Below are 19,816 nucleotides of genomic sequence, written 5' to 3'. Positions count from 1 at the left end.
CATGGCCGACGCGTCCCGTGTACTCCTGGGCCTCGGCGGTTGCGTCGACTTCGAGTTGAAGCTGACTGCCGGCGTCCTGGAACAGCTTGTCGCCGAGTACGGCATCCGTTTGTCGGAGCTGGATTCGCCGGGACCGGTGACAAACGAACGGGACCTGGTCGTGTCGATCCTCGGGTACGTGGCCCGGGGCGGAGGCGGCGAGCACTTCGTCGCCTCCGCCCCGGCACTCGAGACCTTCGCCGGCCGGTTCCCGCACCGTCAGACCCTGGGCGGCACCTCGGTGCGGGCCGGGATCCTCCTGGACCGGCTCGGCATCCCGTCGACGCTGCACCTGGTGAGCGTCAACGACACCGTACGGCGGCTGGCGCCCGCTTCGGCCGAGTACATATCGTCCGGCACCGAGGACACGCTCTACCCGCACCTGATCGTGCAGTACGACAAGGGCCTGCGCGTATCGGTGGGCGAGGTGGTGCTGGAGGCGCCGTTCCCGAATCGCCTGATCTACGTCAACGACCCGGCCAACGACACCATGGCGCTCACCGGCGACCTCGGCGAGCGGCTCAGTCAGGCCTCGGTCTTCCTCATCTCGGGCTTCAACGCCATGCGCGACAAGGGTCTGCTCGACGAGCGCATGACGGCGCTGCGGGAGCACATGCGGCAGCTGCCGGCCGAGGCGGTGACGTACTTCGAGGACGCCGCTTATCACGAGCCGGCCTTCAGCCGGACCGTTCGCGAGGCGCTGATCGACCGCATCGACATCTACGGGCTCAACGAGGACGAGCTGCAGGCCTATCTGGGGCGGTCGGTCGACCTCCTTTCCGTACGCGAGATCGCGGCCGCCCTGGCCGACATCCGGGTGCTCATCGCGGCGCCGACTCTGGTGCTGCACACCAAGTACTGGGCCCTGGCCGTCGGCGACCGGGCGCCCTCGTACGCGGAGGCGCTCGACACCGGCACGGTCATGGCCGCCACCCGTTACGTGCGCGGCGACGACTACACCGACGAGGACGTGGCCGCCCTGCGCGCCCGCCCCCGCCGGCCGGAGTCGGTGGGCTTCGCCGCCGCGATCGAGGAACGTCTCGGCGACGGTGTCCGCTGCGTGCCCGGCTTCGAACTCGACGTCGCCGACCCGACGACGGTCGGCCTGGGTGACACTTTCGTCGGTGGTTTTCTCTCCGCGCTCGCTCTTGAGGTTTGCTGATGACCGTCGTACCTCTGCCCGCCAACCAGCCCGAGACGTTCTACCGCGGCGACGGCCGGATCGCCGATTTCCGCAACGTGCCGGCGCGGCACGACTACCCCGAGGACTGGGTGGGCTCGGTCTCGACCCGGTTCGGCCTGGCCCCGTCCGGGCTGTCCAGCCTGCCCGACGGCCGCCTGCTGATCGACGCGATCACCGCCGAGCCGCACTACTGGCTGGGCCCGGACCGCGCCGACACAGGGGTGCTGGTGAAGCTGCTCGACGCCGGTCAGCGGCTGCCCCTGCACGTCCACCCCGACCGCACCTTCGCGAACGCGCATCTGGCGTCCCCGTACGGCAAGACGGAAGCCTGGGTCATCGTGTCGGCCCGCCCCGGCGCGTACGTGCACCTGGGTTTCAGCCGTGACGTGGAACCGGAGGAACTGGCCGGCTGGGTGGCCGCGCAGAAGACCGACGAGATGCTGGCGGCGACAAACCGCATCCCGATCGCGCCCGGCGACGCGATCCTGTGCCCCGCCGGCGTCCCGCACGCCATCGGCGACGGCGTCCTGTTGGTCGAGATCCAGGAGCCGACCGACTTCTCGGTGCTGCTCGAATACGAGGGCTTCGGCCTGTCCGACGGTCACCTCGGCCTGGGTTACGACCAGGCTTTGCAGTGCGTGGACCGCAGCGCCTGGAGCCCGGCTCGCCTGGAAGCCCTGCGTGGCACCCCCGATCGCCTGCTGCCGGCCTCGGCCGACGAGTTCTTCCGGGCCGAGCGCCTGTACGGCGGTGACCTGCTGGCCCGGGGCTTCAGTGTCGTGGTCGTGGTCGCTGGTCAGGGCACACTGAACGGAGACCACGACAACCACCCGGTCCGCCGCGGCGACACCCTGCTGGTCCCGCACGCCTCCGGCCCGCTCCGCCTGACCGGCGCCGTCGAGATCATCCGCCTGACCGGCAACTGACGCACGCGTCCCGATCGTGTCTGCGCGACCGGAACCGGCATTCGCCGTCGCCGTCGCGTGTGATCACGGAAGATGCGGGTCTAGATGCGGGTCTGGTCGCCGCCGTCGACCAGGAGGGCGCCGGTCTCGCGGACCAGGGAATCCAGAGTGTTGTCGCCGGCGGCCGAGGCGGGCGCCGCAGCGACGCCCAGCCCGATGCCGGCGGCGACCAGGGCGCCGATTGTGCGCAGAACGAGAGACCGCACTGTCTGCTCCTTCGAGGAAGCGAACGGCGGCCCGGACGGACCGCCGAGAACAGCAACGCGGCAGTGGGGCGCAAGGTCACCGCAGCCACCTCGATAGCGCTACGTTCGCTCCACCATGGACCTGCCGATACCGGCCAGCGTGAGCTCTCAGACCGCTGGGCTCGGTGCATATTGATCGACGAGCATCGCATCGCTGCCGAGCTCGAGCCCATCATCCGAGAGCTCCGCCACCGTCCGGGTTGATCCCACGGCAGCGGGCTCGGAGATGAGGCCGGGGCAGTTGTGAGCGCTGTTAGTGTTTCGCGTCGTGCGGCGATTGATGGTCTTGGTTCTTGTGGTGGGGGCCCTCGGGTGGGGTGGATATCGGGTGTTTGCGCCCGATGAGCCGGAGCAGGGGCCCAGCATTGTTGTGGTCACGGCGGCTTCCGCTACGGCGAAGCAGTTGAACGTGATCGGGCCCCGGATCCAGGGGGCGGCCGGGGTCGTCGAAGTGGAGTATCTGAGCATTCACACCGAGTTCCAGGACCAGGTTTGGGATGACACCGAGTTCTACCTGGAGAGCTTCGGGACGCCGTTTCCGAGCTGGTACTCGGTGACTGTCAAAGATGATGCTGCCCATGAAGCGCTGGAGAACGGCGGCTTTGCCGAAGGGCTGCTTGATTTGCCCGGGGTCGCGAAGGTGTACTTCGGCTGTCCGGATCTGGCCGCTTGCGCCTACCGGGAACTCTCGCCCAGTGATAGTCCCACCAGGACTGTTCCTGGCTCAACGCCGATTTAGGGGTCTGCGCCCGGCCCCGTGGCTGGGGACCCTCCGCAGGGATCGGCTGCGGCACGGTCCCGGGAGGGTTGTCACCCGGACCGGCGTTGGCCGATCGCCTGCGAAGGGGCCGAGCTAGGCGCTCACCTGCACGTAGTCGATCAGCATGCGGCTCTCCTCGGGGAGGCCGGCGGGGTTGCCCTGGCCGAAGTTGCCGCCCACGGCCAGGTTGAGATGACGAAGACGGTCAGCGGTCTGCCGGCGGGCGGTAGAGGTCGCACTGACGGCCGCGTTCGGCCTGGCGCAGGGTCCAGCCGCTGCAGAGTCGTACCGGGGGCTGGACGGCGCGGAACATGTAGTTCGCCTGGACGCGGAACTTGGTCCGGCCCGGTCCGCAGTGGCGGCCGAACGTCTGCCACTCGAGGCCGTCGGCGGGGCCGCTGCGGCCGACCTGGATGACGGCGCATCGGGAGTAGCCGCGGCCGGCCAGTGTCCCGGTGACGCGGATGGGTGGCACCGGTTGCTCGGGGATGCTCATCATGTGGTCATACGTGCCGGACGCGACCACGCCGCCGCTGACCAGCCGGAATGCGGTGTCGCCGGCGGCTGAGGCGGGTGCCACGGCAACACCGGCCCCGATGCCGGCGGCGGCGAGGACGCCGAGCGTACGCAGAACTGGAGACCGCACTGGTGTCTGCCCCTTCGATGAAGGTACGGCGACCTGGACGGGCCACCACTAGCAGAACGCGCCAGACCGCCTCGTGGTCTCGGCAAGCGACCAGGAAACCATGGGCTGACCAGCTCAGACAGTGATCGTCATGCGCGTCCGGCGGCGACTTCGGCTTCGCTGCGCAGGATGCAGAACTCGTTGCCCTCGGGGTCGGCCAGCACCACCCAGCCGGTCCCGTCGGCGTTGCGCAGGTCGGAGACGACAGTTGCGCCGAGGCCGGTCAGCCGGCCCAGTTCCTCGTCGCGCGTGCCCTCGGCCGGCCGCAGATCGAGGTGGATCCGGTTCTTGACCTGTTTCACGTCCGGCACCTCGATGAACAGCAACCGGTGCCGCCCGTCGGCCGACATGATCAGGCATTCCTCGTGCCCGGGCTCGTTCGGATCGTCGGCGTCCTCCCGATAGTCGAGAACGGACTGCCACCACCGCGACAGTGTGAACGCGTCGGCGCAATCGATGGTGGTGTGGGAAACGTAAGCGGTCATCGCCCGATGATGTCAGTCCGGGTCTTCCTTGACCCGCGCCACCAGCTGGGTGGGGTTGACGAAGCGCAGGGCGATCACCAGCAGCACCAGCATGGAGGACGTGTAGAGGACGGCCATGGCGTCGACGGATTGCTGGGCTCGGATGCCGGCCGCCGACATCGAGTAGTAGAGGGCGACCACCAGGGTCTGCGAGTCGGGGCCGGCGGTCAGGAACGTCAGCTCGAACATGCCCACCGTGCGGACCAGGACCAGGATCGAGGCGGCCAGGATGCCGGGGACCAGCAGCGGGGCCAGGATTCTCAGGAAGATCTGCCAGGTCTTGGCTCCGCACATGCGGGCGGCACGTTCGATGGCGGGATCTATCTGTTCGATGAACGGGGTCATCGTCAGGATCACGAACGGGATGGACGGGACCAGGTTGGCCAGCACGACGCCGGTCAGGTGGCCGGCGAAACCGTACTTGTAGAGGACCGTGGCCAGCGGGATGCCGTAGGTGATGGGAGGCATCAGGATCGGGAGCAGGAACAGCAGATAGACGAGGCGGCGGCCGGGGAAGGAGCGGCGGGCCAGGACGTACGAGGCGGGGACGCCGACCAGCACCGAGATGCCGACCACGAGGATGGCGACCTCCAGGGTCACTGTCATCACCTGAAACAGGCCGAATTCGGTCCACGCGGTGGCGTACCACTTGGTCGTCCAGCCCGACGGTAGCCACGTGTCGAACCAGCGGTTGCCGAACGAGTTGACCACCACCGAGGCGATGACGCCGGCCAGGTTGATCAGGAAGAACGCCACCGCGCCCCAGATGAGCCACGAACTGGGGGAGGCGACCAGACGACGGCGCCGGGTCTTCTCCGCCAACAGGGTCATCCCTTGCCTCCCGTCGAGCCGGTGTAGAGCAGGGAACGCAGCCCCAGCACCACGGCCACCACCAGCAGCTCGACGACGCCCATGACGACGGCGATGGCGCTGCCCAGCGGATAGTCGTAGACCTCGTACGCCGCGTGGTAGGCCGCGATCGAGATGACGCGGGTGGTGCCGGCCGGGTCGCCCACCAGCACCGCCGACGGGAACACGCTGAACGCCAGCACGAACGTGAGGCAGAACGTGGTGGCCAGGCCGGGCGCCAGCAGCGGCAGGGTGATGCGCTGGAAGCGCTGGCGGCGGCCGGCCCCGAGCGTGGCGGCCGCGCGCTCCAGCGTCGGGTCGATGCCGGACAGGTACGACAGGATCAGCAGGAACGCGAACGGGAACCCGGTGATGACGAGCGAGAAGAAGACGCCCCAGTAGTTGTTCGTGAGGCGTACCGGCTCGTCGATGACATGCAGTGCCATCAGCGTGCGGTTGAACCAGCCGGCCGGGCCCAGATAGTTGAGCAGACCCTCGGCCGTGAGCACGGTGCCCAGGGTGATCGGCACGACCAGGATCGTGGTCAGCAGGCGTTTGCCGCGGAACCGGCCGCGCATCCGGTAGGCGATCGGCACCGACGCGGCCACGTTGAGGATCGCCGCGGGCAGCGACAGGCCGAGCGTGGTGGCGATCGTGTCGCGCTGGTAGGCGTCGGCGAAGAACGTGCGGTACGCGCCGAAGACCCCGCCCTCGGCGGGTTGGAAGGACAGACCGATTCCGTACGCGAAGGGATAGACGAACAGAGCCAGCACGCACGCCAATCCCGGTATGAGCAACCACAGTTGCCGGTCGACGCCGCGTTCAGCCAGGCGGTGCCGCAACGCCACCCGGGTCATGCCGGAAACACCAGCACTCGCGAGGGCGCCGCCGTCACGGTGATCTGGTCGCCCGGCGCCGGCCGCGTGGCCGCCCGCAGGTGCACCGCGACACCGGAGAGTGTGCGGGCTTCGACGGCCAGTTCCCGGCCCTGATATTCGACCACCTCGACGGTGACCGGCACCCCGTCGCCGCCCTGGTGCAGGTCTTCGGGGCGGATGCCGGCCACCACGTCGTCGCCGGGGGAGACGTCCCTCACCGGCGTGCCCTCGAGGGTCAGGCCCGACCCTTCGACGGCCACGACCGGGCCGTGCACCGCCTTCACCTTCATCGGCAGCAGGTTCCGATAGCCCATGAAGTCGGCCACGTGCCGGTTGGCCGGCCGCTCGTGCAGGTCCTCGGGGGTGCCGATCTGCTCGACCCGGCCGTCGCGCAGCACCACCAGGCGGTCGGCCAGCGACAGCGCCTCCTCCTGGTCGTGGGTCACGTAGACCGTGGTGAGCCCGAGGGTCTGGTGCAGGCGGCGGATCTCGGTCCGCATCTCGAGGCGCAACTTGGCGTCCAGATTGGACAGCGGCTCGTCCATCAGCACCAGCGACGGTTCGAGCACCACCGCCCGGGCGATGGCCACCCGTTGCTGCTGCCCGCCGGAGAGCTGGCCCGGCAGCTTCTTGGCGTGCTCCTCCAGCCGTACGAGGGAAATGGCGTCCTCGGTGCGGCGGCGCACCTCGTCGCGGGGGAGCCGCCGCATCTGGAGCCCGAACGCGATGTTCTTGCGCACCGACAGATGGGGGAAGAGCGCGTAGCTCTGGAAAACCATGCCGAAGCCGCGCCGCTCCGGTGGCAGCGTGTCGAGCCGCGCCCCGTCCTGCCAGATGCTGCCCTCGGATAGCGGCAGCAGCCCGGCCAGGCAGTTCAGCGCGGTCGACTTGCCGCAGCCGGACGGGCCGAGCAGCGCGATGAACTCGCCGCGCCGGATCGTCAGGCTCAGTCCGGCCAGGGCGTCCCGCGCGCCGAAGCGACGCCGGACGCCGTCGAGGCGCAACTCGTCGAAGCCGGTCACTTCTTCACCTTGGCGCCGCCGATCTCCCTGTCCCAGCGGTCGAACGCGGCCACCAGCGCCTTGGCGTCCAGCGGCACCTCGACCGGGTTGCTCGCGATGAGCTGGTCGTACTCGGGCCGGCCGTATTCGCCGAGCGCCTGCCGGCTCTCGGCCGGGGCCATGCTGAGCGTCACGTCCTTGACGGCCGGTCCGGGGTAGAAGTAGCCCTTGTCGTACGCCTTCGCCTGTTGCTGCGGGGTCAGCATGTCCTGCAGCAGGTTGAGGACGGCGGCCTGCTTGGCGACCGGGACCCCGCGCGGGATGACCGCGTAGTGCGCGTCGGTGACCCAGTGGAAGCCCTCGAGCGTGCCCACCTTCGCCTCCTTGGGCACGGTGCCGAGCACGCGCGGGTTGATGTCCCAGCCGGTGGTGGTGACGATGACCTTCGCCGAGCCGTTGGCCAGGTTCTTCATCGTCTCCGACGTGCTGGACGGGTAGAGCGTGACGTACTTGTTCAGTTCGGCCAGGTAGGCCCACGTCTTGGACCAGCCGTTGACCGGGTCCTTCGGGTCGCTGTCGCCGAGCAGGTAGGGCAGGCCCATGAGGAAGGTGCGCCCGGGCCCGGAGTTGGACGGGCGGGCGTACTGCACGGCGCCGGGGTTGGCTTTCGCGTACGCCAGCAGCTCCTCGGCCGTCTTCGGCGGGTTCTGCAGGGCGGGCAGATACTCGATGAGCGGCCCGGACGGGTAGTACGTGACGGTGACGCCGTGGTCGCCGGCCAGCTTCTGCATGGCCGCCGCCCCGGCCAGGTAGTCCTTCATGCCGGGCAGCCGCGCGGCGTGGGTGGGCAGCAGTGGCGTCCACAGCCCCTGGTCGATGCCCGCGGCCAGGCCGTCGACGCCGGTCAGCACGAGGTCGATGTCGACCCGGTCGGCCGCCTGCTGCGCCTTGACCTTGCCGACCAGTTCCGGGGCGGTGGCCTTGGAGTAGGTGACCTTGCCGATCTGGTCCTTGTTCCTCGATGCGAAGTCGTCGATCATGCCCTGGGTCAGCTGGAGGTTGCCGGCCACGTCGAGGATGTTGAGGGTGACGGCGCTGTCCGGCTTGTCGGGCACCGGCCCGTCGGTGGCGCCGCTGCTGCCGTTCGGACTGTCGGGAGCGCCGCAGGCGGCGAGGAGCAGGGTGGCGGCGGCCAGGACCATTCGCTTGTGTGCCATGGGGGTGCCCTTCGTCAGCGGGCGGGACCGGTGGAGCCCCGCACCATGAGTTGGGTCGGTAGTTCGCGCCGGACCTCCTGGTGGCCGTCCAGCAAGCGCAGCAGGAGGTCCACACCGGCCTGGCCGGCCTCCTCCTTCGGTAGGGCAACGGTGGTGAGCGCGGGATGCACCATCTCGGCCAGGGGGATGTCGTCGAAGCCGAGCACGCTGACGTCGCCGGGAACCGCGACACCGCGGGCCGCGAACCGGTGCAGCAGTCCGAGGGCGACCAGGTCGTTGTAAGCGATGACAGCGGTCACCTTCGCGGCCAGCACGCGATCGGCCACGGAGACGCCGCCGTGGAACTGGGGAGCCACGTTGCCCATCTCGGCGAGCTCCACCCCGGCCTTCCGGGTGACCGCGCGCAGCGACCGGACCCGCTCCCGGTTGGCCCACGAGCTGCGCGGCCCGGCCACGTACGCGATCTCCTTGTGGCCCAGGGCGACCAGGTGATTGACGGCCTGGCGCATGCCGTCGAGGAACTCGGCCGTCACGGACGGAACCCCGGGGATGCGCCGGTAGACCAGCACCGTGGGAACCTCGGCGGCGAGCTTGCGCAATTCCGGCTCGGCCATCCGGGGCGAGCACAGCACCATGCCGTCGACCTGCTTGGCCAGCTTGCGCACGAGCCCGGCCTCGGCCGCCACGTCCTCGTCGGTGTCGGCCAGGAAGACGGCGTGGTCGGCCTCGTGCGCGCGGGCCTGCACGCCCTTGACGATGCTGGGGAAGAACGGGTTGGCCAGATCGGGCACGAGCAGGCCGAGGTTGCCGGTGCGCCCGGTGATCAGCCCACGGGCGGCCCGGTTGGGGTGGTAGCCGAGGCTGGCCGCCACCTCACGGACCCGCTCCCGGGTGTCCGGCCGGACGACCTCCGGTGTGGACAGCGCCCGGGTCACCGTGGCCGTCGAAACGCCGGCCACGCGTGCGACCTCCTTGATGGTCACTGCCACGTGGCCCAGCTTGAAATCTGTTACCGGCAGATGTCAAGGCATCGAGCATGATCAGTGTAAACCTTTTCATGGAGCGACAAGAATCGCCCGGCCCGGCAGGACGCGGTGTCACGAAACCATGGGGACGCTGGTGCAAACTGGTTTGCTGTGGAAACCTATTGGCATGACCGCTAACTCGATACCCGCCGCCGACGATCCGCGCCGGTTGCTGTCGGAACTGCGCGCGCTGGCTCACCGGGTGCGGCTCGACCAACGGATGACCTGGGTCGCGCTGCTGGTGCTGTCGGCGGCGACGTTCGCCGCCATCCCGGTCGACTGGTTCGGCATGAAGGTGAACTGCCTGCCCGACGGCGGCTGCCAGTTCGCGCGCAACGGCATGCTCTGGTACTGGATTCCGGCCACGCCACTGGCGTACGCGGCCATTGCCTTCTTCTACCTGCGGGCCGCCCGGGCACGGGGGCTGGGCGGCCGGGTGCTGCCGTACGCGATCACCGGCGCCGTGACGACCATCGTGTTCCCGGCCGCGTGGCTGGCCGTGACCACGTACTTCGAGAGTCACCCGATTCCCGGCCAGCCGCTTCCGTACTGGTGGTTCGTGCTCGACCGGCTGGTCATGCCGTGGGGCATGATCGGGGTGACGCTGTTGGTGCTGGCCTGGCTGGAACGCAACGTCGCGCTGCTGCTGTTCACGCTCGGCTTTCTCGCCCTGGTTCTGCTCGTGCTGCCGATGAACTTCGGCTTCGACTCGCTGCATTTCAGGTCGCCGGACTTCGGCATCCGGGCCGGAATGGCGGTGCCCCAGCTCATCGTCGGCGTGGTGCTGCTCCTGGCCGCGCTCGGCTTCCGCCGCGCGGCCCGGCGGCACCGGTGACCGACGCCGCGCACCCGGTCACCGGCCTGGACGAGGTGGTGCACCAGCGGGTGCGTCTCGGCATCCTGACCGTCACCCACGAGGCCCGCCGGGTCGAGTTCGGCTATCTGCGCACGCAGCTCGAGCTGACCGCCGGCAACCTCTCCAAGCACCTGAGCGTGCTCGAGGAGGCGGGGCTGATCGAGGTCGAGAAGGGCTACGAGGGCCGTCGCGGCCGCACCTGGATCACCCTCACCGACAGTGGCGCCGCCGCGCTGAACGAGGAGATCGGCCGGCTCAAGCAGCTCATCGCCCGGGTCGAGACTTCGGGCTCCTAGACATCATCGACGTCGCCACCGGCCCGTCCCGGCCGGTGGCGACGTCGTCCTCCGGCCGGTCTAGCGGCAGGTCCACTTGAGCGGGCGGTTGGCCACCGGCTCGGTGCCGGTCGTGTCGGTCGTGTAGCCGGCCGCCGTCCGGCCGTCAGCGCTGAAGGCCGTCATCTCGTACTCCTTCATCTTCTTGTACGCCGGCAGCTTCACCACCTTCTGGCCGGCCAGGATGACCGGCCCGCCGACGCTGCCGAGCACCCAGCCGTTCTCGGCGCCCAGCGCGGTGATCAGCTGGGTCGCGAGTTTCTCGTACTTCCCGGTGGCGATCACGTAGCGGTACGACTTGAACCTGCGGGTGGAGCCGTCGGCGGAGTCGTCCACCGCGCGGCCGAACACCCGGCCGTTGCTCATCGAGTCGGCCCAGAAGAAGTCGGCCTGACCGGGCTTGGGCAGCAGGCGCCCGGTGCCGTCCGGCAGCCACAGGTACGCGGTTCCCTCGCCGTTCTTCCCGTGGACCAAGCCGAGCACTGTGCCGTCCTCGCCGATGTCGACGGCGGCGCCGCCGGTGAAGCCGGACGGGATCGGCAGCCTCGTGGGCGTCGCCCGGGACGACTTCCAGGTGACCGGTGTCGCGGAGAGGTAGGGATCGCCCAGCGCTCCGGCGATGACACCCCGGTCGTTGATCGCGGCAGCGGTGGCCTGCCCGCCGCGGAGTCGCCGCACGGAGTCACCTTCCAGCACGTACGCCTGCTGGGTCTCCCCCTCGAAGCTGTAGCCGACCGCGACGCCCGACGAGTTGATGTCGCGGAACGACGGGTCGCCGCCCGGCATCTTCGGCACCGGCAACAGGGCGCCGTCCCGCCAGACCACCGTGTGAACCTTTCCCCCCGCCGGATAGACCCGCCCGGCCTGGTAGCGCCCGGTCGGGTCGCCCGCGGTGACCAGCGCCTTCTTGACCCCGCCGCTGGGCAGCAGGGTCACCTTGCAGTCCTTCGGCACGAGCGGCGCGGCGGCGGGCGCCTTCGAGGTGGTTGTCGCCGGGGTGACCGGCGGCGCCGGAGTGTCCCGCTGAGCCGTCGCCGCCACAGTGCCACCGCCCGCCGCGACCGCGGTCACCGCGACCAGCGCCACCCCGCCCGACCAGTGCCGTACCCGGCGCCGCCGTCGTCCGTCGGCCATGGTGCGCGGCACGTCGACGGTCGACGGCAGCGGCGGCTCCGCCGGCATGGTGCGCAGGATCCGCACCGCGCGGTCGTCCTCGGTCATGTCTTTCTTCTCCTCCGTCATCGCCTGTCCTGAACGGTGACGGCGTCGGGCAGCTCGTCGAAGACCAGGCGGAGCCGGTCGAGCGCGTTCGCGGCCTGGCTCTTCACGGTGCCCTCGGAGCAGCCGAGGACCCGCGCCACCTCTTTGACCGGTTGGTCGCAGAGGTAGCGCAGCACCACGACCGCGCGCTGCCGGGGCGCCAGGCTCATCAGAGCGGTGTGCACCACCGACTCCTGTTCGACCTGCCCGGCCGGCGACCCGCTCGCGACCCGCTCGGGCAGCCAGTCGAGCAGCGCGACCTTCCACCAGCCCCGGCGGCGCTCGTCGAGGAACACCCGGACGAGCATCGTGTTGACGTACGCGTCGAGATTCTCCACATAGCTGATTCGCGGCCAGCGCGAGTACAGCTTCGTCAGCGTCTCCTGCACGATGTCGTCCGCGCCGTGCGAGTCACCGCAGAGCAGATAGGCCGCCCGCCGCAGACCGGTGACCCGGCCCCGCACGAAGGCCAGGTATTCGCTGTCGGTTCTCTTCGGCATCCGCCGTCCCGCCCCCTGTCACCGTCACTGCGTATCCGACGCGGGATCGATGACGATCGGTTGGGTCCGTACGGAAATATTCTGACCTACTCGCGGGCGGTCCTGCGGCCTCACTGCTGGTCGATCAGGTCGAACCTCTCCCACGTGCCACCGACGGCGCCGGCCTTGACGACGGCCGGGTCGCCGCCGGCCAGGTGACAGGTCGCATCGCCGTCCCGCAGCACCAGGCAGCCGTCGAAGGAGCGTTAGCCTGCCTGTCATGACGGGTCGCGAGTTGGACGAACTGGTCGTAGCCGACGCCGAGGCGTTGCGGGTGTGGTTGGTGGAAAACCACGCCAGTTCGCCCGGGGTGTGGCTCGCGCTGAGCCGGAAGGGTGGAACCGTCACCACACTGACCTGGCAACAGGCGGTCGACGAGGCCCTGTGCGTCGGATGGATCGACGGCCAGGGGCGTAAGGGGGGCGACTCGATATCGTGGCGACGCCTGACGCCACGGCGGCCCCGAAGCGTGTGGTCGCAGCGCAACGTCCTCAACGTGGCCAGGCTGGACTCGCAGGGACGGATGTTGCCCGCCGGTCGGGCCGCGGCGGAGTCGGCGCAGGCGGACGGGCGGTGGGCGGCGGCCTACGCCCCGCCCTCGGCGGCCGAGGTGCCCGCCGACCTGCTGGCGGCGATCGCCGCCGACCCGGCCGCGCAGGCGATGTTCGACGTCCTGACCAAGGCCAATCGTTTTGCGATGACCTACCGCCTCAACGCCGTCAAGCGAGCGGAGACCCGCGAGCGGAAGATCGGCGAGTTCGTCGCCATGCTCGCCCGTCACGAGTCGTTCCAGCCGCAGAAGGCCAAGCCCGAAGACGTCGGCTGAACCGGCCGCCAGCAGAGACGTGCAGGCCGGCGGCCGCCGCGCCGCGACCCCTTTCGTCCGGTGATCGCCTGTGATAGACCGACATCACTGCGTCATTCTGTAACGGGGTCGAAACAGGGAGGCCACATGGCCACGCCGATCAGCCGTCGTTCCGTTCTGGCCGCCGGTGCGGGCGCCGCCGCCGGGTTGGCTCTGCCGGGAGCAGCCGCCCAGGCTTCCCGGTCGTCCACCGAGGTCCGCTTCACACTCGGCGCCGAGACGCTCGACGGGGGTGAGCAGGTCACCTCGCTCACCCTCGCGACCGGGCGGCTGGGCCGCGTCGACCCGGCCAGCCTGACCACCGGCACGTTCACCGTGCACGCCAAGGCGACCAGCCCTATCCCGCTGGCTCCGGGCGACCTCATCTTCACCGAGTACGACCTCGACCGCACGGTCACCGGGGCCCGGGTCGGCCGCGACGGCGACATCGTGCTCGACCTCGCGTACGCCGAGGGGCAGACCGGCGGCGGGACGCTCGGCTACATCGTGAGCAGGGGGCGCAACGTCCAGCTCGACCTGGTCTACACGATCACGCAGAACAGCCCGGTCGTCGTGCGCGGGCGCCCGGTCACCTTCACGTCGTTCGAGCAGGGCCGGTTGTCGAATCCCGAGGTCGACGCGTTCAGCTATCACACCTCCGGGTCCGGCATGAAGTACCGCCTGTACTCGCCGTCGCGCCACCGCCACGGCCGGCGTCCCCTGGTGGTCTGGCTGCACGGCGGCGGCGAAGGCGCGTCCCTGCCCGACAACTACTACGACAACGAGACGCCTCTGCGGGCCAACCGGGGCGCGCTGGGCTTCGCCACCCGGGAAGCCCAGCGCATCTTCGACGGCGCCTACGTGGTCGCGCCGCAGAGCCAGTCGTTCTGGCTCGAGGACGGCGACCGGTTCGCCCCCCAGATCCGCGACATCATCCGCGGCGTGGCCCGGCGCCATCCGATCGACCGCGACCGGATCTCGGTGGTCGGCTGCAGCAACGGCGGTTACATGAGCCTCAAGATGACCGTCGAGTATCCGGACCTGTTCGCCTCCTCGGTGCCCATCTGCGGCGTGGTCCAGTCGTTGCAGCCCGGTGGCGGCCGCCAGATCACCGACGCCGAACTTCAGGCCATCACGACGCCGACGTGGCTGGTGACCTCGCGCGACGACACCACGGTCCCGCCGGAGCCCAACACGGTGCACGCGCACGATCTGATTCCGGGGTCGCTGCTGACCCTCTACGACAACGTCACCTGGAACGGCCACCGGTTCGCCGGCCACTGGTCCTGGATCTACGTGGCCCGCAACGACCCCCGCCAGAACGGCTTGACCGTCTGGCAGTGGATGGCTCGCCAGCGCGCCTGAGCAGGTCAGGGCCGATCGAACAGGGCGGCCAGCGCCGCGTCCGAGGCGGCCAGGGCAGCGCGGTCGAAGGTGCTGCCGGCGGCGACCAGCTCGGCGGCGCCGGTGCGGTCGAACAGCTCGGCGAGCATGTGCTCCACCTGTGCCGGCGTGCCGGCGACGGCCGCGGCCATCGTTTGCTCAAGGTACTGCTGCTGGCGCGCGGTGCGGGTGGCGGTCCGCATTGCGGCCACCGGTTCCAGGGGCGGGAACACTCCGGTCGTACGGCTGCGGGCCATCGCCCACGCCTCGGGGAGCAACAGGTCGGCGGCCTCGGCGGCGGTGTCGGCGACCAGCACGTCGAGGCTGATCGCCACCCAGGGCTGCGGCTGCTGCGGCGACGGCCGGAAGGCGCGCCGATAGCCGGCCAGCGCCTCCAGCCCGGGGGCCGGGTCGCCGCCGACGCCCAGGAGGGGACCGCCGACGATCACCGGCAACCCCAGCTCCGCGGCGATTCGCAGGCCGGTGCCGGTGGCCAGCACGTACAACGGCACCGGCCCGTCCGGCCGAGGGTGCAGGCCGACCTCCGACGTTCCGTCGAAGTAGCCGCGCAGCTCCCGGAGGTCGGCCGCGAAGTCACGGTCGGTCTGCCGCAAGGCCCGGCGCACCGGCGCGGTGAAGCCCGGTGAGCGGCCCAGCCCCAGATCCACCCGCCCGGGCGCGAAGGCCGACAGCGTGGCGAACTGCTCGGCGACGACCAGCGGCTGGTGGTGGGGCAGCATCACACCGGCCGAACCGATCCGGATGGTCCTTGTCGCGCCGGCGACGGCGGCCAGGAGCACCGCCGGCGCCGAGCCGGCGATACCCGGTACCGCGTGATGCTCGGCGACCCAGAACCGGTCGTACCCGAGTCGTTCGGCCTGACCGGCGCGCGCGACCGTGCCGTGCAGCGCCGCCGGCTCGGCTTCGCCGGCCCGGGTGCGGGACCGGTCCAGCAGCGAGATGCGAAGCCCGGAGTTGATCACCCCTGGTGCAGCGTCGCCCGGCCGGGGCTTGTTCCCCCGCTCGTCTCAGCGGTTGTCGCCGCTGCCGCCCAGGACGCCCCGGCCCTGGCGGCTGGCCAGCTTGGCCAGGTTCGCGGTGGCGATGTCGTCCAGTGAGAGATCCAGGTAGTCGGCCAGCACCGCCACGTACCAGAGCACGTCACCGAGCTCCTTGGCGATGCCGGCGCGGTCGATCCGGGCCTCGTCGCTGTCGAGGTCGCGGACCCACTTCTTGAACTTCTCAGCGACCTCGCCCGACTCGCCGGCCAACCCGAGCACCAGGTGGAGCAGTTCGTTCTTCTTGTCACGCGCCGCCGCCGTGCGCAGGGCGCCGCGCTGGTACTCGTCCAGGTCCATGGCAGAGCAGTATGGCGGTCCGGTCCGTGGGCGGCGCGGCGGGTCAGGGCCTGATCGGCTGTTTCGGTCCCCGCACCTTGCGAGCCCAGGCGACCAGGGCCGGGTCGGCCGGCGAGGCGAAGACGGCGCCGGCGCCCACGTACGCGGGAAGTTCCATCCGCCCGGTCCTGCCATCACGGCCGGCCGACGATCAGCCGCAGCGAGCCGTGGAACTCGGGCTGGGTGCGCAGGTGGCCGTGGCGTGCGTCCCAGGTGCCGGAGTCGAGGTCGGCGCGCAGCGCTTCGACCGCCCGGTCGGCCGCGCGAGCGTCCACGAAGCCCCAGGCCGACTGCGCCGCCCGTACCCGCGGGTCGAGAAACTGCTCGGGACGCGCGTAGTAGGCCTCGGTGAACCCGTCGACGCAATCGATCGGGATCGGCACCTCGAGCACCTCGGCGCTGCTCCCGGCGAGCTTCGCGATGGTGTCGATGGCCGGGTAGCGCCGCCGTTCCGCCGCGATCAGCTCCGGCGCGTAGCCGGCCAGCCAGAGCCGATCGAGCGCGTCCCCGTCGAACGTCAGCACGACCACGGCCTGCCGCGCGACCCGCCGCAGTTCGCCGAGCCCCCGCGCGACGTCGGACCACTGATGAACCGTGACGGTGGCCATGACCGCATCGAACGAGTCGTCGTCGAACGGCAGCTCCTCGGCGGTCGCGTGCAGCGCCGGCACCGCCGTGGCCGGACGCTGGGCGCGCATCCGCGCCGACGGCTCGACCGCCACGACGTACCGGTCGTCCGGCTCGTACGACCCGGCCCCGGCCCCGACGTTCAGCACCGTGCGGGCGTCCCCCAGGGCAGCACGGACCATGCCGCCGATGCGCGGATCGGGCCGCCGCTGCGCCGCGTACCCGTGTCCCTTGCTCTCGTAGTCGAAATCTCCCACGCGCCGAAGCTAAACCCGTACCTCGGGGTCCGGGTCAACCTGTGTACTGCGGGTACCTCCGTCGGCGGTGCCTTCCATGACCCTGGCCCGGCGCCGAGGGGTGCTCTGTCAGCACGTCTTCCGGTAGTGACTCCCTCGGCGCGCCTGCCGTCACAGATCGGGTGACTGTTCGGTCTCGCTGACATGGGACCGATCAGCCTTTCCCGGCCCGTCGCCGTGGCGGTGGGTGGCGGCGGCGTGCTCGGCGCGGCCCACGTGAGCGCGGGCTACGCGCTGGAGCAGCGTGGCTTCGTACCGGACCTGATCGCCGGCGACCGGCTGGACATCGGCGGACCCGGCCTCTACCGGGCCGCGGCGGAATCAACGGAGGTCGAACGATGAGCACCATCGCGTTCCTCAACATCGCCATGCACGGCCGGGTCAACCCGACGCTGCCGATCGTGGCCGAACTCGTCCGGCGGGGACACACCGTCACCTATCACACCTCACCCGCCTTCGCGGCCGAGGTCGAGGCGGCCGGCGCCACCGTGCACCTCTATCCCGGCGGTGAGCAGCCGCTGCCCGATCCACCGACGCCGCTCACCCTGCTGCGCGGGCTGGCCGAGGCGGCCGTCGGGCTGCTGCCGGCCGTGCTGGCCGACCTGCGGCGCGTCCGGCCGGACTTGATCGTCCATGACTCCGCCTGCCCCTGGGGTCTGGTGGCCGCACGGCAGCTGGGCGTGCCCGCGGCGTCGTCGTTCACCACCTTCGCCTTCAACCGCCAGGCGCTCAGCCCGACCCGACTCTCCGGGGAACTGCTGGCGGAAGCCCTGGCTCGTCCCGGCGACGTCCTCGGCTACCTGCGTGCCCGGTCGAAGCTGGGACGCGGGCTGCCCCTGACCGACCTGGGCAACCTGCGCCAGCCGCTCAACCTCGTCTACACGTCGCGGGCGTTCCAGATCGGAGCCGACGCCTTCGGCGATTCCTACCGGTTCGTGGGCCCGAGCATCGGCGCCCGCCCGGCCGACCCGTCGTTCCCGATCGACGAGCTGAAGGACCCTGTCCTGTACGCCTCGCTGGGAACCGTGTTCGACGCCGACCCTCGCTTGCTGCGGACGTTCGCCGCCGCGCTCGCCCCGCTCGGCGGCACCGTGGTGATCGCGACCAGGGCCCACGATCCGGACGAGTTGGGCCCGCTGCCCGGCAACGTGATCGCCCGCCGCTCGGTGCCCCAGCTGGAGGTGCTGGCCCGGGCGGCCATGTTCGTCACCCACGGCGGCATGAACGGCGCCAACGAGGCCCTGCAGGCCGGCGTGCCGATGCTGGTCGTGCCCCAGGGCGCCGACCAGCCGCTGGTGGCCTCGCGGGTGGTCGCCCTCGGCGCCGGCCTGTCGCTCACCAACGACCAGGTCCGCGAGGACGTCGTCCGCGCCCTCGCCCGGCGCCTGCTCGACGAGCCGGGGTTCCGGACAGCCGCGGAAACCGTGCGCGCCGCCCAGCAGGAGGCCGGCGGCTACCCGCGTGCGGTCGACGAGATCGAGCGCTACCTGACGATCGTGCCGGCCGGGCGATGACCGGCGGCGTCGCTCTGCTGCTGGTGCTGGCCGGGCTGTCCGAGGCCGCCGGGCGCGTGCTGCCCGTGGTAGCGGGCCGGTTCGGGGCGTCGCGAGCCGGCACGGTGGGCTTGCTGCTCACCGGCGCCGTCGTGGACGGGGCCGTGTTCGCTCTGTGGCCCGTCCTCGCCTCCGCGGTCGCGGGAGCACCGCTGGCCTGGACTCCGAGCCTCCTGGCGCCGCTCCTCCTGTCCGCCGTCCTGGCGTTCCCGTTGCTCGGCCCCCCGCTGCACGGACTTCTGCAGCTCGGGGTGGGGGCCGGGCTCACCGCGGCGCTGGCCGCCTCGGCCGGGATCGGCTGGTGGACGGCGGCCGGCTGCGTGGCCGTGGCCGGTATCGGGCTGGCAGCGGCCGTGGACGGTGTCCGCCGTGTGGTCGTGCGCCTGCACCGGCGCCGGATGCCGGCGGTGGTCGCATGATCGGGCTGGGGCTGCTGGTGCTCGCCGGGATCGGCGCCGTGCTGCTCGTGGAGGGTCTGCTGGCCCGGTACGAGCTGCTGGCCTACGCCGCCGGCTGGCGAGCCCAGGCGACCGCGCTGCCGGCCGGGATGCCGTACGCCCGGGGAGCGCAGGCGGACCGACCGCCCGACGCCTATCTGGTCTATCTGGACGGCATCGGCAAGCGGCGGTTCCGCGACACCCGCGACGGCGGCCGGCTCGTCCAGGCCGTCCTCGACGGCGCACCCGAACTGCGGGTGCTGGGCCAGGTGCTGCCCTACTCGCCGCTGGCCGATCCGCTGGCCGACCGGCGGGTGTGGGCCTGGCTGCGGCGGCGGGCCGGGCTGGCGCTGTTCCTGCACAACGTCATGCAGATCTTCATCGCCGCCGACCGCCGCTACCGCCCGCACTACAACCGGGCAGTCGGCTCGCAGATCGCCGCCCACCTGCGGCTCGCGGGCTACCAGCCGGACAGCGGGGTGCCGGTCGTGCTGCTCAGCTACAGCGGCGGCGCCCAGCTCGCGACGGGCGCGGTGAACGGCCTCCGGACGCAGCTGCGGTGCCCGCTGCTGCTGATCTCGATCGGCGGCTTTCACAACGGCGCCAACGACCTCACCCACGTCCGGCGTCTCGACGTGATCACCAGCTCGGCCGACTGGATCGAGCACCTCGGCGCCCGGATCTTTCCCCCGCGGTGGCCGCTGCTGCGCGCGAGCGGGTGGAACCGGGCGGTCCGCGACGGCAAGGTCTCCGTGCATCGGCTCGACCCGGCGACCCACGTCGGCCCGCGCAGCTACATCAGCCCGGAGGCCCGGATGCCGGACGGGCGTACCTATCTCGAGCGGACAGCGGCCACCGTGATCGGGCTGATCCGTCAGCACGTCAGCGACGGACGGTGCGCGGCGGGGTAGGGCGTTC

24 protein-coding genes are annotated in these 19,816 nt (G+C 70.9%); 11 read left to right on the top strand and 13 right to left on the bottom strand.

What is annotated here, in order from left to right:
- The first annotated feature begins 1 nt into the window (after position 1).
- Together LXN57_RS02680 and LXN57_RS02675 are read left to right on the top strand one after the other, a co-directional pair.
- A complete protein-coding gene (locus LXN57_RS02680; protein ID WP_251796371.1) occupies positions 2-1,201 on the top strand; it encodes an ADP-dependent glucokinase/phosphofructokinase in 1,200 nt (399 codons plus the stop codon).
- On the top strand, positions 1,201-2,148 hold the full coding sequence (locus tag LXN57_RS02675) for a class I mannose-6-phosphate isomerase (RefSeq protein ID WP_251796370.1): 948 nt from the start codon (positions 1,201-1,203) through the stop codon (positions 2,146-2,148). The genes LXN57_RS02680 and LXN57_RS02675 overlap by 1 nt, the downstream gene beginning before the upstream one ends.
- Positions 2,149-2,228: 80 nt before the next feature.
- On the opposite strand, the gene LXN57_RS02670 is transcribed toward LXN57_RS02675, so the two are convergent.
- Complete coding sequence (locus LXN57_RS02670; RefSeq protein ID WP_251796369.1) at positions 2,229-2,393, bottom strand: hypothetical protein; 165 nt, start codon at positions 2,391-2,393, stop codon at positions 2,229-2,231.
- A 307-nt stretch (positions 2,394-2,700) separates the two neighbouring features.
- On the opposite strand from LXN57_RS02670, the gene LXN57_RS02665 reads away from it, so the two are divergent.
- A complete protein-coding gene (locus tag LXN57_RS02665) occupies positions 2,701-3,171 on the top strand; it encodes a hypothetical protein (RefSeq protein WP_251796368.1) in 471 nt (156 codons plus the stop codon).
- A gap of 226 nt (positions 3,172-3,397) precedes the next feature.
- On the opposite strand, the gene LXN57_RS02660 is transcribed toward LXN57_RS02665, so the two are convergent.
- From LXN57_RS02660 to LXN57_RS02630, 7 genes are all read right to left on the bottom strand, one after another.
- On the bottom strand, positions 3,398-3,838 hold the full coding sequence (locus LXN57_RS02660; RefSeq protein ID WP_251796367.1) for a hypothetical protein: 441 nt from the start codon (positions 3,836-3,838) through the stop codon (positions 3,398-3,400).
- A 128-nt stretch (positions 3,839-3,966) separates the two neighbouring features.
- Positions 3,967-4,362: a VOC family protein gene (locus LXN57_RS02655; RefSeq protein WP_251796366.1), complete on the bottom strand. Its 396-nt coding sequence runs from the start codon at positions 4,360-4,362 to the stop codon at positions 3,967-3,969.
- 12 nt (positions 4,363-4,374) lie between these two features.
- A complete protein-coding gene (locus LXN57_RS02650; RefSeq protein ID WP_251796365.1) occupies positions 4,375-5,232 on the bottom strand; it encodes an ABC transporter permease in 858 nt (285 codons plus the stop codon).
- Positions 5,229-6,107 (bottom strand): ABC transporter permease, encoded by an 879-nt coding sequence (locus tag LXN57_RS02645; protein ID WP_251796364.1) that lies wholly within the window; start codon positions 6,105-6,107, stop codon positions 5,229-5,231. Before LXN57_RS02645 ends, LXN57_RS02650 begins: the two co-directional genes overlap by 4 nt.
- The gene (locus LXN57_RS02640) at positions 6,104-7,150 is read right to left on the bottom strand and encodes an ABC transporter ATP-binding protein (RefSeq protein WP_251796363.1); all 1,047 of its coding nucleotides are present in this window, start codon (positions 7,148-7,150) and stop codon (positions 6,104-6,106) included. Before LXN57_RS02640 ends, LXN57_RS02645 begins: the two co-directional genes overlap by 4 nt.
- Positions 7,147-8,346, bottom strand: coding sequence for an extracellular solute-binding protein (locus tag LXN57_RS02635; RefSeq protein WP_251796362.1), 1,200 nt, complete (start codon positions 8,344-8,346; stop codon positions 7,147-7,149). The genes LXN57_RS02640 and LXN57_RS02635 overlap by 4 nt, the downstream gene beginning before the upstream one ends.
- A 14-nt stretch (positions 8,347-8,360) precedes the next feature.
- Positions 8,361-9,335 carry a LacI family DNA-binding transcriptional regulator gene (locus LXN57_RS02630; protein ID WP_251796361.1) on the bottom strand — a complete coding sequence of 325 codons (975 nt, stop codon included), beginning with the start codon at positions 9,333-9,335 and terminating at the stop codon, positions 8,361-8,363.
- Positions 9,336-9,498: 163 nt separating this feature from the next.
- Here LXN57_RS02630 and LXN57_RS02625 point away from each other — a divergent pair, with 163 nt between their 5' ends.
- Complete coding sequence (locus LXN57_RS02625) at positions 9,499-10,206, top strand: hypothetical protein (protein WP_251796360.1); 708 nt, start codon at positions 9,499-9,501, stop codon at positions 10,204-10,206.
- Positions 10,203-10,523 (top strand): transcriptional regulator, encoded by a 321-nt coding sequence (locus tag LXN57_RS02620; RefSeq protein ID WP_221375106.1) that lies wholly within the window; start codon positions 10,203-10,205, stop codon positions 10,521-10,523. Before LXN57_RS02625 ends, LXN57_RS02620 begins: the two co-directional genes overlap by 4 nt.
- A 60-nt stretch (positions 10,524-10,583) precedes the next feature.
- Here the strand turns inward: LXN57_RS02620 and LXN57_RS02615 are convergent, their stop codons facing one another.
- Together LXN57_RS02615 and LXN57_RS02610 are read right to left on the bottom strand one after the other, a co-directional pair.
- Complete coding sequence (locus LXN57_RS02615; RefSeq protein ID WP_251796359.1) at positions 10,584-11,804, bottom strand: hypothetical protein; 1,221 nt, start codon at positions 11,802-11,804, stop codon at positions 10,584-10,586.
- Complete coding sequence (locus LXN57_RS02610) at positions 11,801-12,322, bottom strand: SigE family RNA polymerase sigma factor (RefSeq protein ID WP_251796358.1); 522 nt, start codon at positions 12,320-12,322, stop codon at positions 11,801-11,803. Before LXN57_RS02610 ends, LXN57_RS02615 begins: the two co-directional genes overlap by 4 nt.
- A 259-nt stretch (positions 12,323-12,581) precedes the next feature.
- Here LXN57_RS02610 and LXN57_RS02605 point away from each other — a divergent pair, with 259 nt between their 5' ends.
- Both LXN57_RS02605 and LXN57_RS02600 read left to right on the top strand, forming a co-directional pair.
- Positions 12,582-13,187, top strand: coding sequence for a YdeI/OmpD-associated family protein (locus tag LXN57_RS02605; protein WP_251796357.1), 606 nt, complete (start codon positions 12,582-12,584; stop codon positions 13,185-13,187).
- Between the two features lie 126 nt (positions 13,188-13,313).
- Entirely contained in the window at positions 13,314-14,570 is a 1,257-nt protein-coding gene (locus LXN57_RS02600; RefSeq protein ID WP_251796356.1) for a prolyl oligopeptidase family serine peptidase, read from the top strand.
- A gap of 5 nt (positions 14,571-14,575) precedes the next feature.
- On the opposite strand, the gene LXN57_RS02595 is transcribed toward LXN57_RS02600, so the two are convergent.
- The 3 genes from LXN57_RS02595 to LXN57_RS02585 all read right to left on the bottom strand — a co-directional run bounded on the left by LXN57_RS02595 (position 14,576) and on the right by LXN57_RS02585 (position 16,869).
- Positions 14,576-15,571 (bottom strand): MsnO8 family LLM class oxidoreductase, encoded by a 996-nt coding sequence (locus tag LXN57_RS02595; RefSeq protein ID WP_251796355.1) that lies wholly within the window; start codon positions 15,569-15,571, stop codon positions 14,576-14,578.
- Between the two features lie 45 nt (positions 15,572-15,616).
- Positions 15,617-15,946 (bottom strand): nucleoside triphosphate pyrophosphohydrolase family protein, encoded by a 330-nt coding sequence (locus LXN57_RS02590; RefSeq protein ID WP_251796354.1) that lies wholly within the window; start codon positions 15,944-15,946, stop codon positions 15,617-15,619.
- A gap of 173 nt (positions 15,947-16,119) precedes the next feature.
- The gene (locus LXN57_RS02585) at positions 16,120-16,869 is read right to left on the bottom strand and encodes a class I SAM-dependent methyltransferase (protein ID WP_251796353.1); all 750 of its coding nucleotides are present in this window, start codon (positions 16,867-16,869) and stop codon (positions 16,120-16,122) included.
- Between the two features lie 183 nt (positions 16,870-17,052).
- On the opposite strand from LXN57_RS02585, the gene LXN57_RS02580 reads away from it, so the two are divergent.
- Genes LXN57_RS02580 through LXN57_RS02565 form a run of 4 tightly spaced genes read left to right on the top strand, consistent with a single transcriptional unit; the run spans position 17,053 to position 19,809 of the window.
- Entirely contained in the window at positions 17,053-17,250 is a 198-nt protein-coding gene (locus LXN57_RS02580) for a hypothetical protein (RefSeq protein WP_251796352.1), read from the top strand.
- A complete protein-coding gene (locus tag LXN57_RS02575) occupies positions 17,247-18,422 on the top strand; it encodes a macrolide family glycosyltransferase (protein WP_251796351.1) in 1,176 nt (391 codons plus the stop codon). Before LXN57_RS02580 ends, LXN57_RS02575 begins: the two co-directional genes overlap by 4 nt.
- Positions 18,419-18,880, top strand: coding sequence for a hypothetical protein (locus LXN57_RS02570; protein WP_251796350.1), 462 nt, complete (start codon positions 18,419-18,421; stop codon positions 18,878-18,880). The genes LXN57_RS02575 and LXN57_RS02570 overlap by 4 nt, the downstream gene beginning before the upstream one ends.
- Positions 18,877-19,809: a hypothetical protein gene (locus LXN57_RS02565; protein WP_251796349.1), complete on the top strand. Its 933-nt coding sequence runs from the start codon at positions 18,877-18,879 to the stop codon at positions 19,807-19,809. Before LXN57_RS02570 ends, LXN57_RS02565 begins: the two co-directional genes overlap by 4 nt.
- The last annotated feature ends 7 nt before the right edge of the window (positions 19,810-19,816 follow it).

The sequence above is a fragment of the Paractinoplanes hotanensis genome, assembly GCF_023717965.1.
Taxonomy (GTDB): domain Bacteria; phylum Actinomycetota; class Actinomycetes; order Mycobacteriales; family Micromonosporaceae; genus Actinoplanes; species Actinoplanes polyasparticus.
The sequence above is the reverse complement of the archived record's forward strand: the minus strand, read 5'-3'. Positions and strand labels throughout refer to the sequence as shown.

Bases quoted from the DNA above. Each gene is read 5' to 3' on its own strand.
- LXN57_RS02680 (WP_251796371.1), top strand. From the start codon at position 2: ATGGCCGACGCGTCCCGTGTACTCCTGGGCCTCGGCGGTTGCGTCGAC.
- LXN57_RS02675 (WP_251796370.1), top strand. From the start codon at position 1,201: ATGACCGTCGTACCTCTGCCCGCCAACCAGCCCGAGACGTTCTACCGC.
- LXN57_RS02655 (WP_251796366.1), bottom strand. From the start codon at position 4,362: ATGACCGCTTACGTTTCCCACACCACCATCGATTGCGCCGACGCGTTC.
- LXN57_RS02650 (WP_251796365.1), bottom strand. From the start codon at position 5,232: ATGACCCTGTTGGCGGAGAAGACCCGGCGCCGTCGTCTGGTCGCCTCC.
- LXN57_RS02645 (WP_251796364.1), bottom strand. From the start codon at position 6,107: ATGACCCGGGTGGCGTTGCGGCACCGCCTGGCTGAACGCGGCGTCGAC.
- LXN57_RS02635 (WP_251796362.1), bottom strand. From the start codon at position 8,346: ATGGCACACAAGCGAATGGTCCTGGCCGCCGCCACCCTGCTCCTCGCC.
- LXN57_RS02625 (WP_251796360.1), top strand. From the start codon at position 9,499: ATGACCGCTAACTCGATACCCGCCGCCGACGATCCGCGCCGGTTGCTG.
- LXN57_RS02615 (WP_251796359.1), bottom strand. From the start codon at position 11,804: ATGACGGAGGAGAAGAAAGACATGACCGAGGACGACCGCGCGGTGCGG.
- LXN57_RS02610 (WP_251796358.1), bottom strand. From the start codon at position 12,322: ATGCCGAAGAGAACCGACAGCGAATACCTGGCCTTCGTGCGGGGCCGG.
- LXN57_RS02605 (WP_251796357.1), top strand. From the start codon at position 12,582: ATGACGGGTCGCGAGTTGGACGAACTGGTCGTAGCCGACGCCGAGGCG.
- LXN57_RS02600 (WP_251796356.1), top strand. From the start codon at position 13,314: ATGGCCACGCCGATCAGCCGTCGTTCCGTTCTGGCCGCCGGTGCGGGC.
- LXN57_RS02590 (WP_251796354.1), bottom strand. From the start codon at position 15,946: ATGGACCTGGACGAGTACCAGCGCGGCGCCCTGCGCACGGCGGCGGCG.
- LXN57_RS02580 (WP_251796352.1), top strand. From the start codon at position 17,053: ATGGGACCGATCAGCCTTTCCCGGCCCGTCGCCGTGGCGGTGGGTGGC.
- LXN57_RS02575 (WP_251796351.1), top strand. From the start codon at position 17,247: ATGAGCACCATCGCGTTCCTCAACATCGCCATGCACGGCCGGGTCAAC.
- LXN57_RS02570 (WP_251796350.1), top strand. From the start codon at position 18,419: ATGACCGGCGGCGTCGCTCTGCTGCTGGTGCTGGCCGGGCTGTCCGAG.
- LXN57_RS02565 (WP_251796349.1), top strand. From the start codon at position 18,877: ATGATCGGGCTGGGGCTGCTGGTGCTCGCCGGGATCGGCGCCGTGCTG.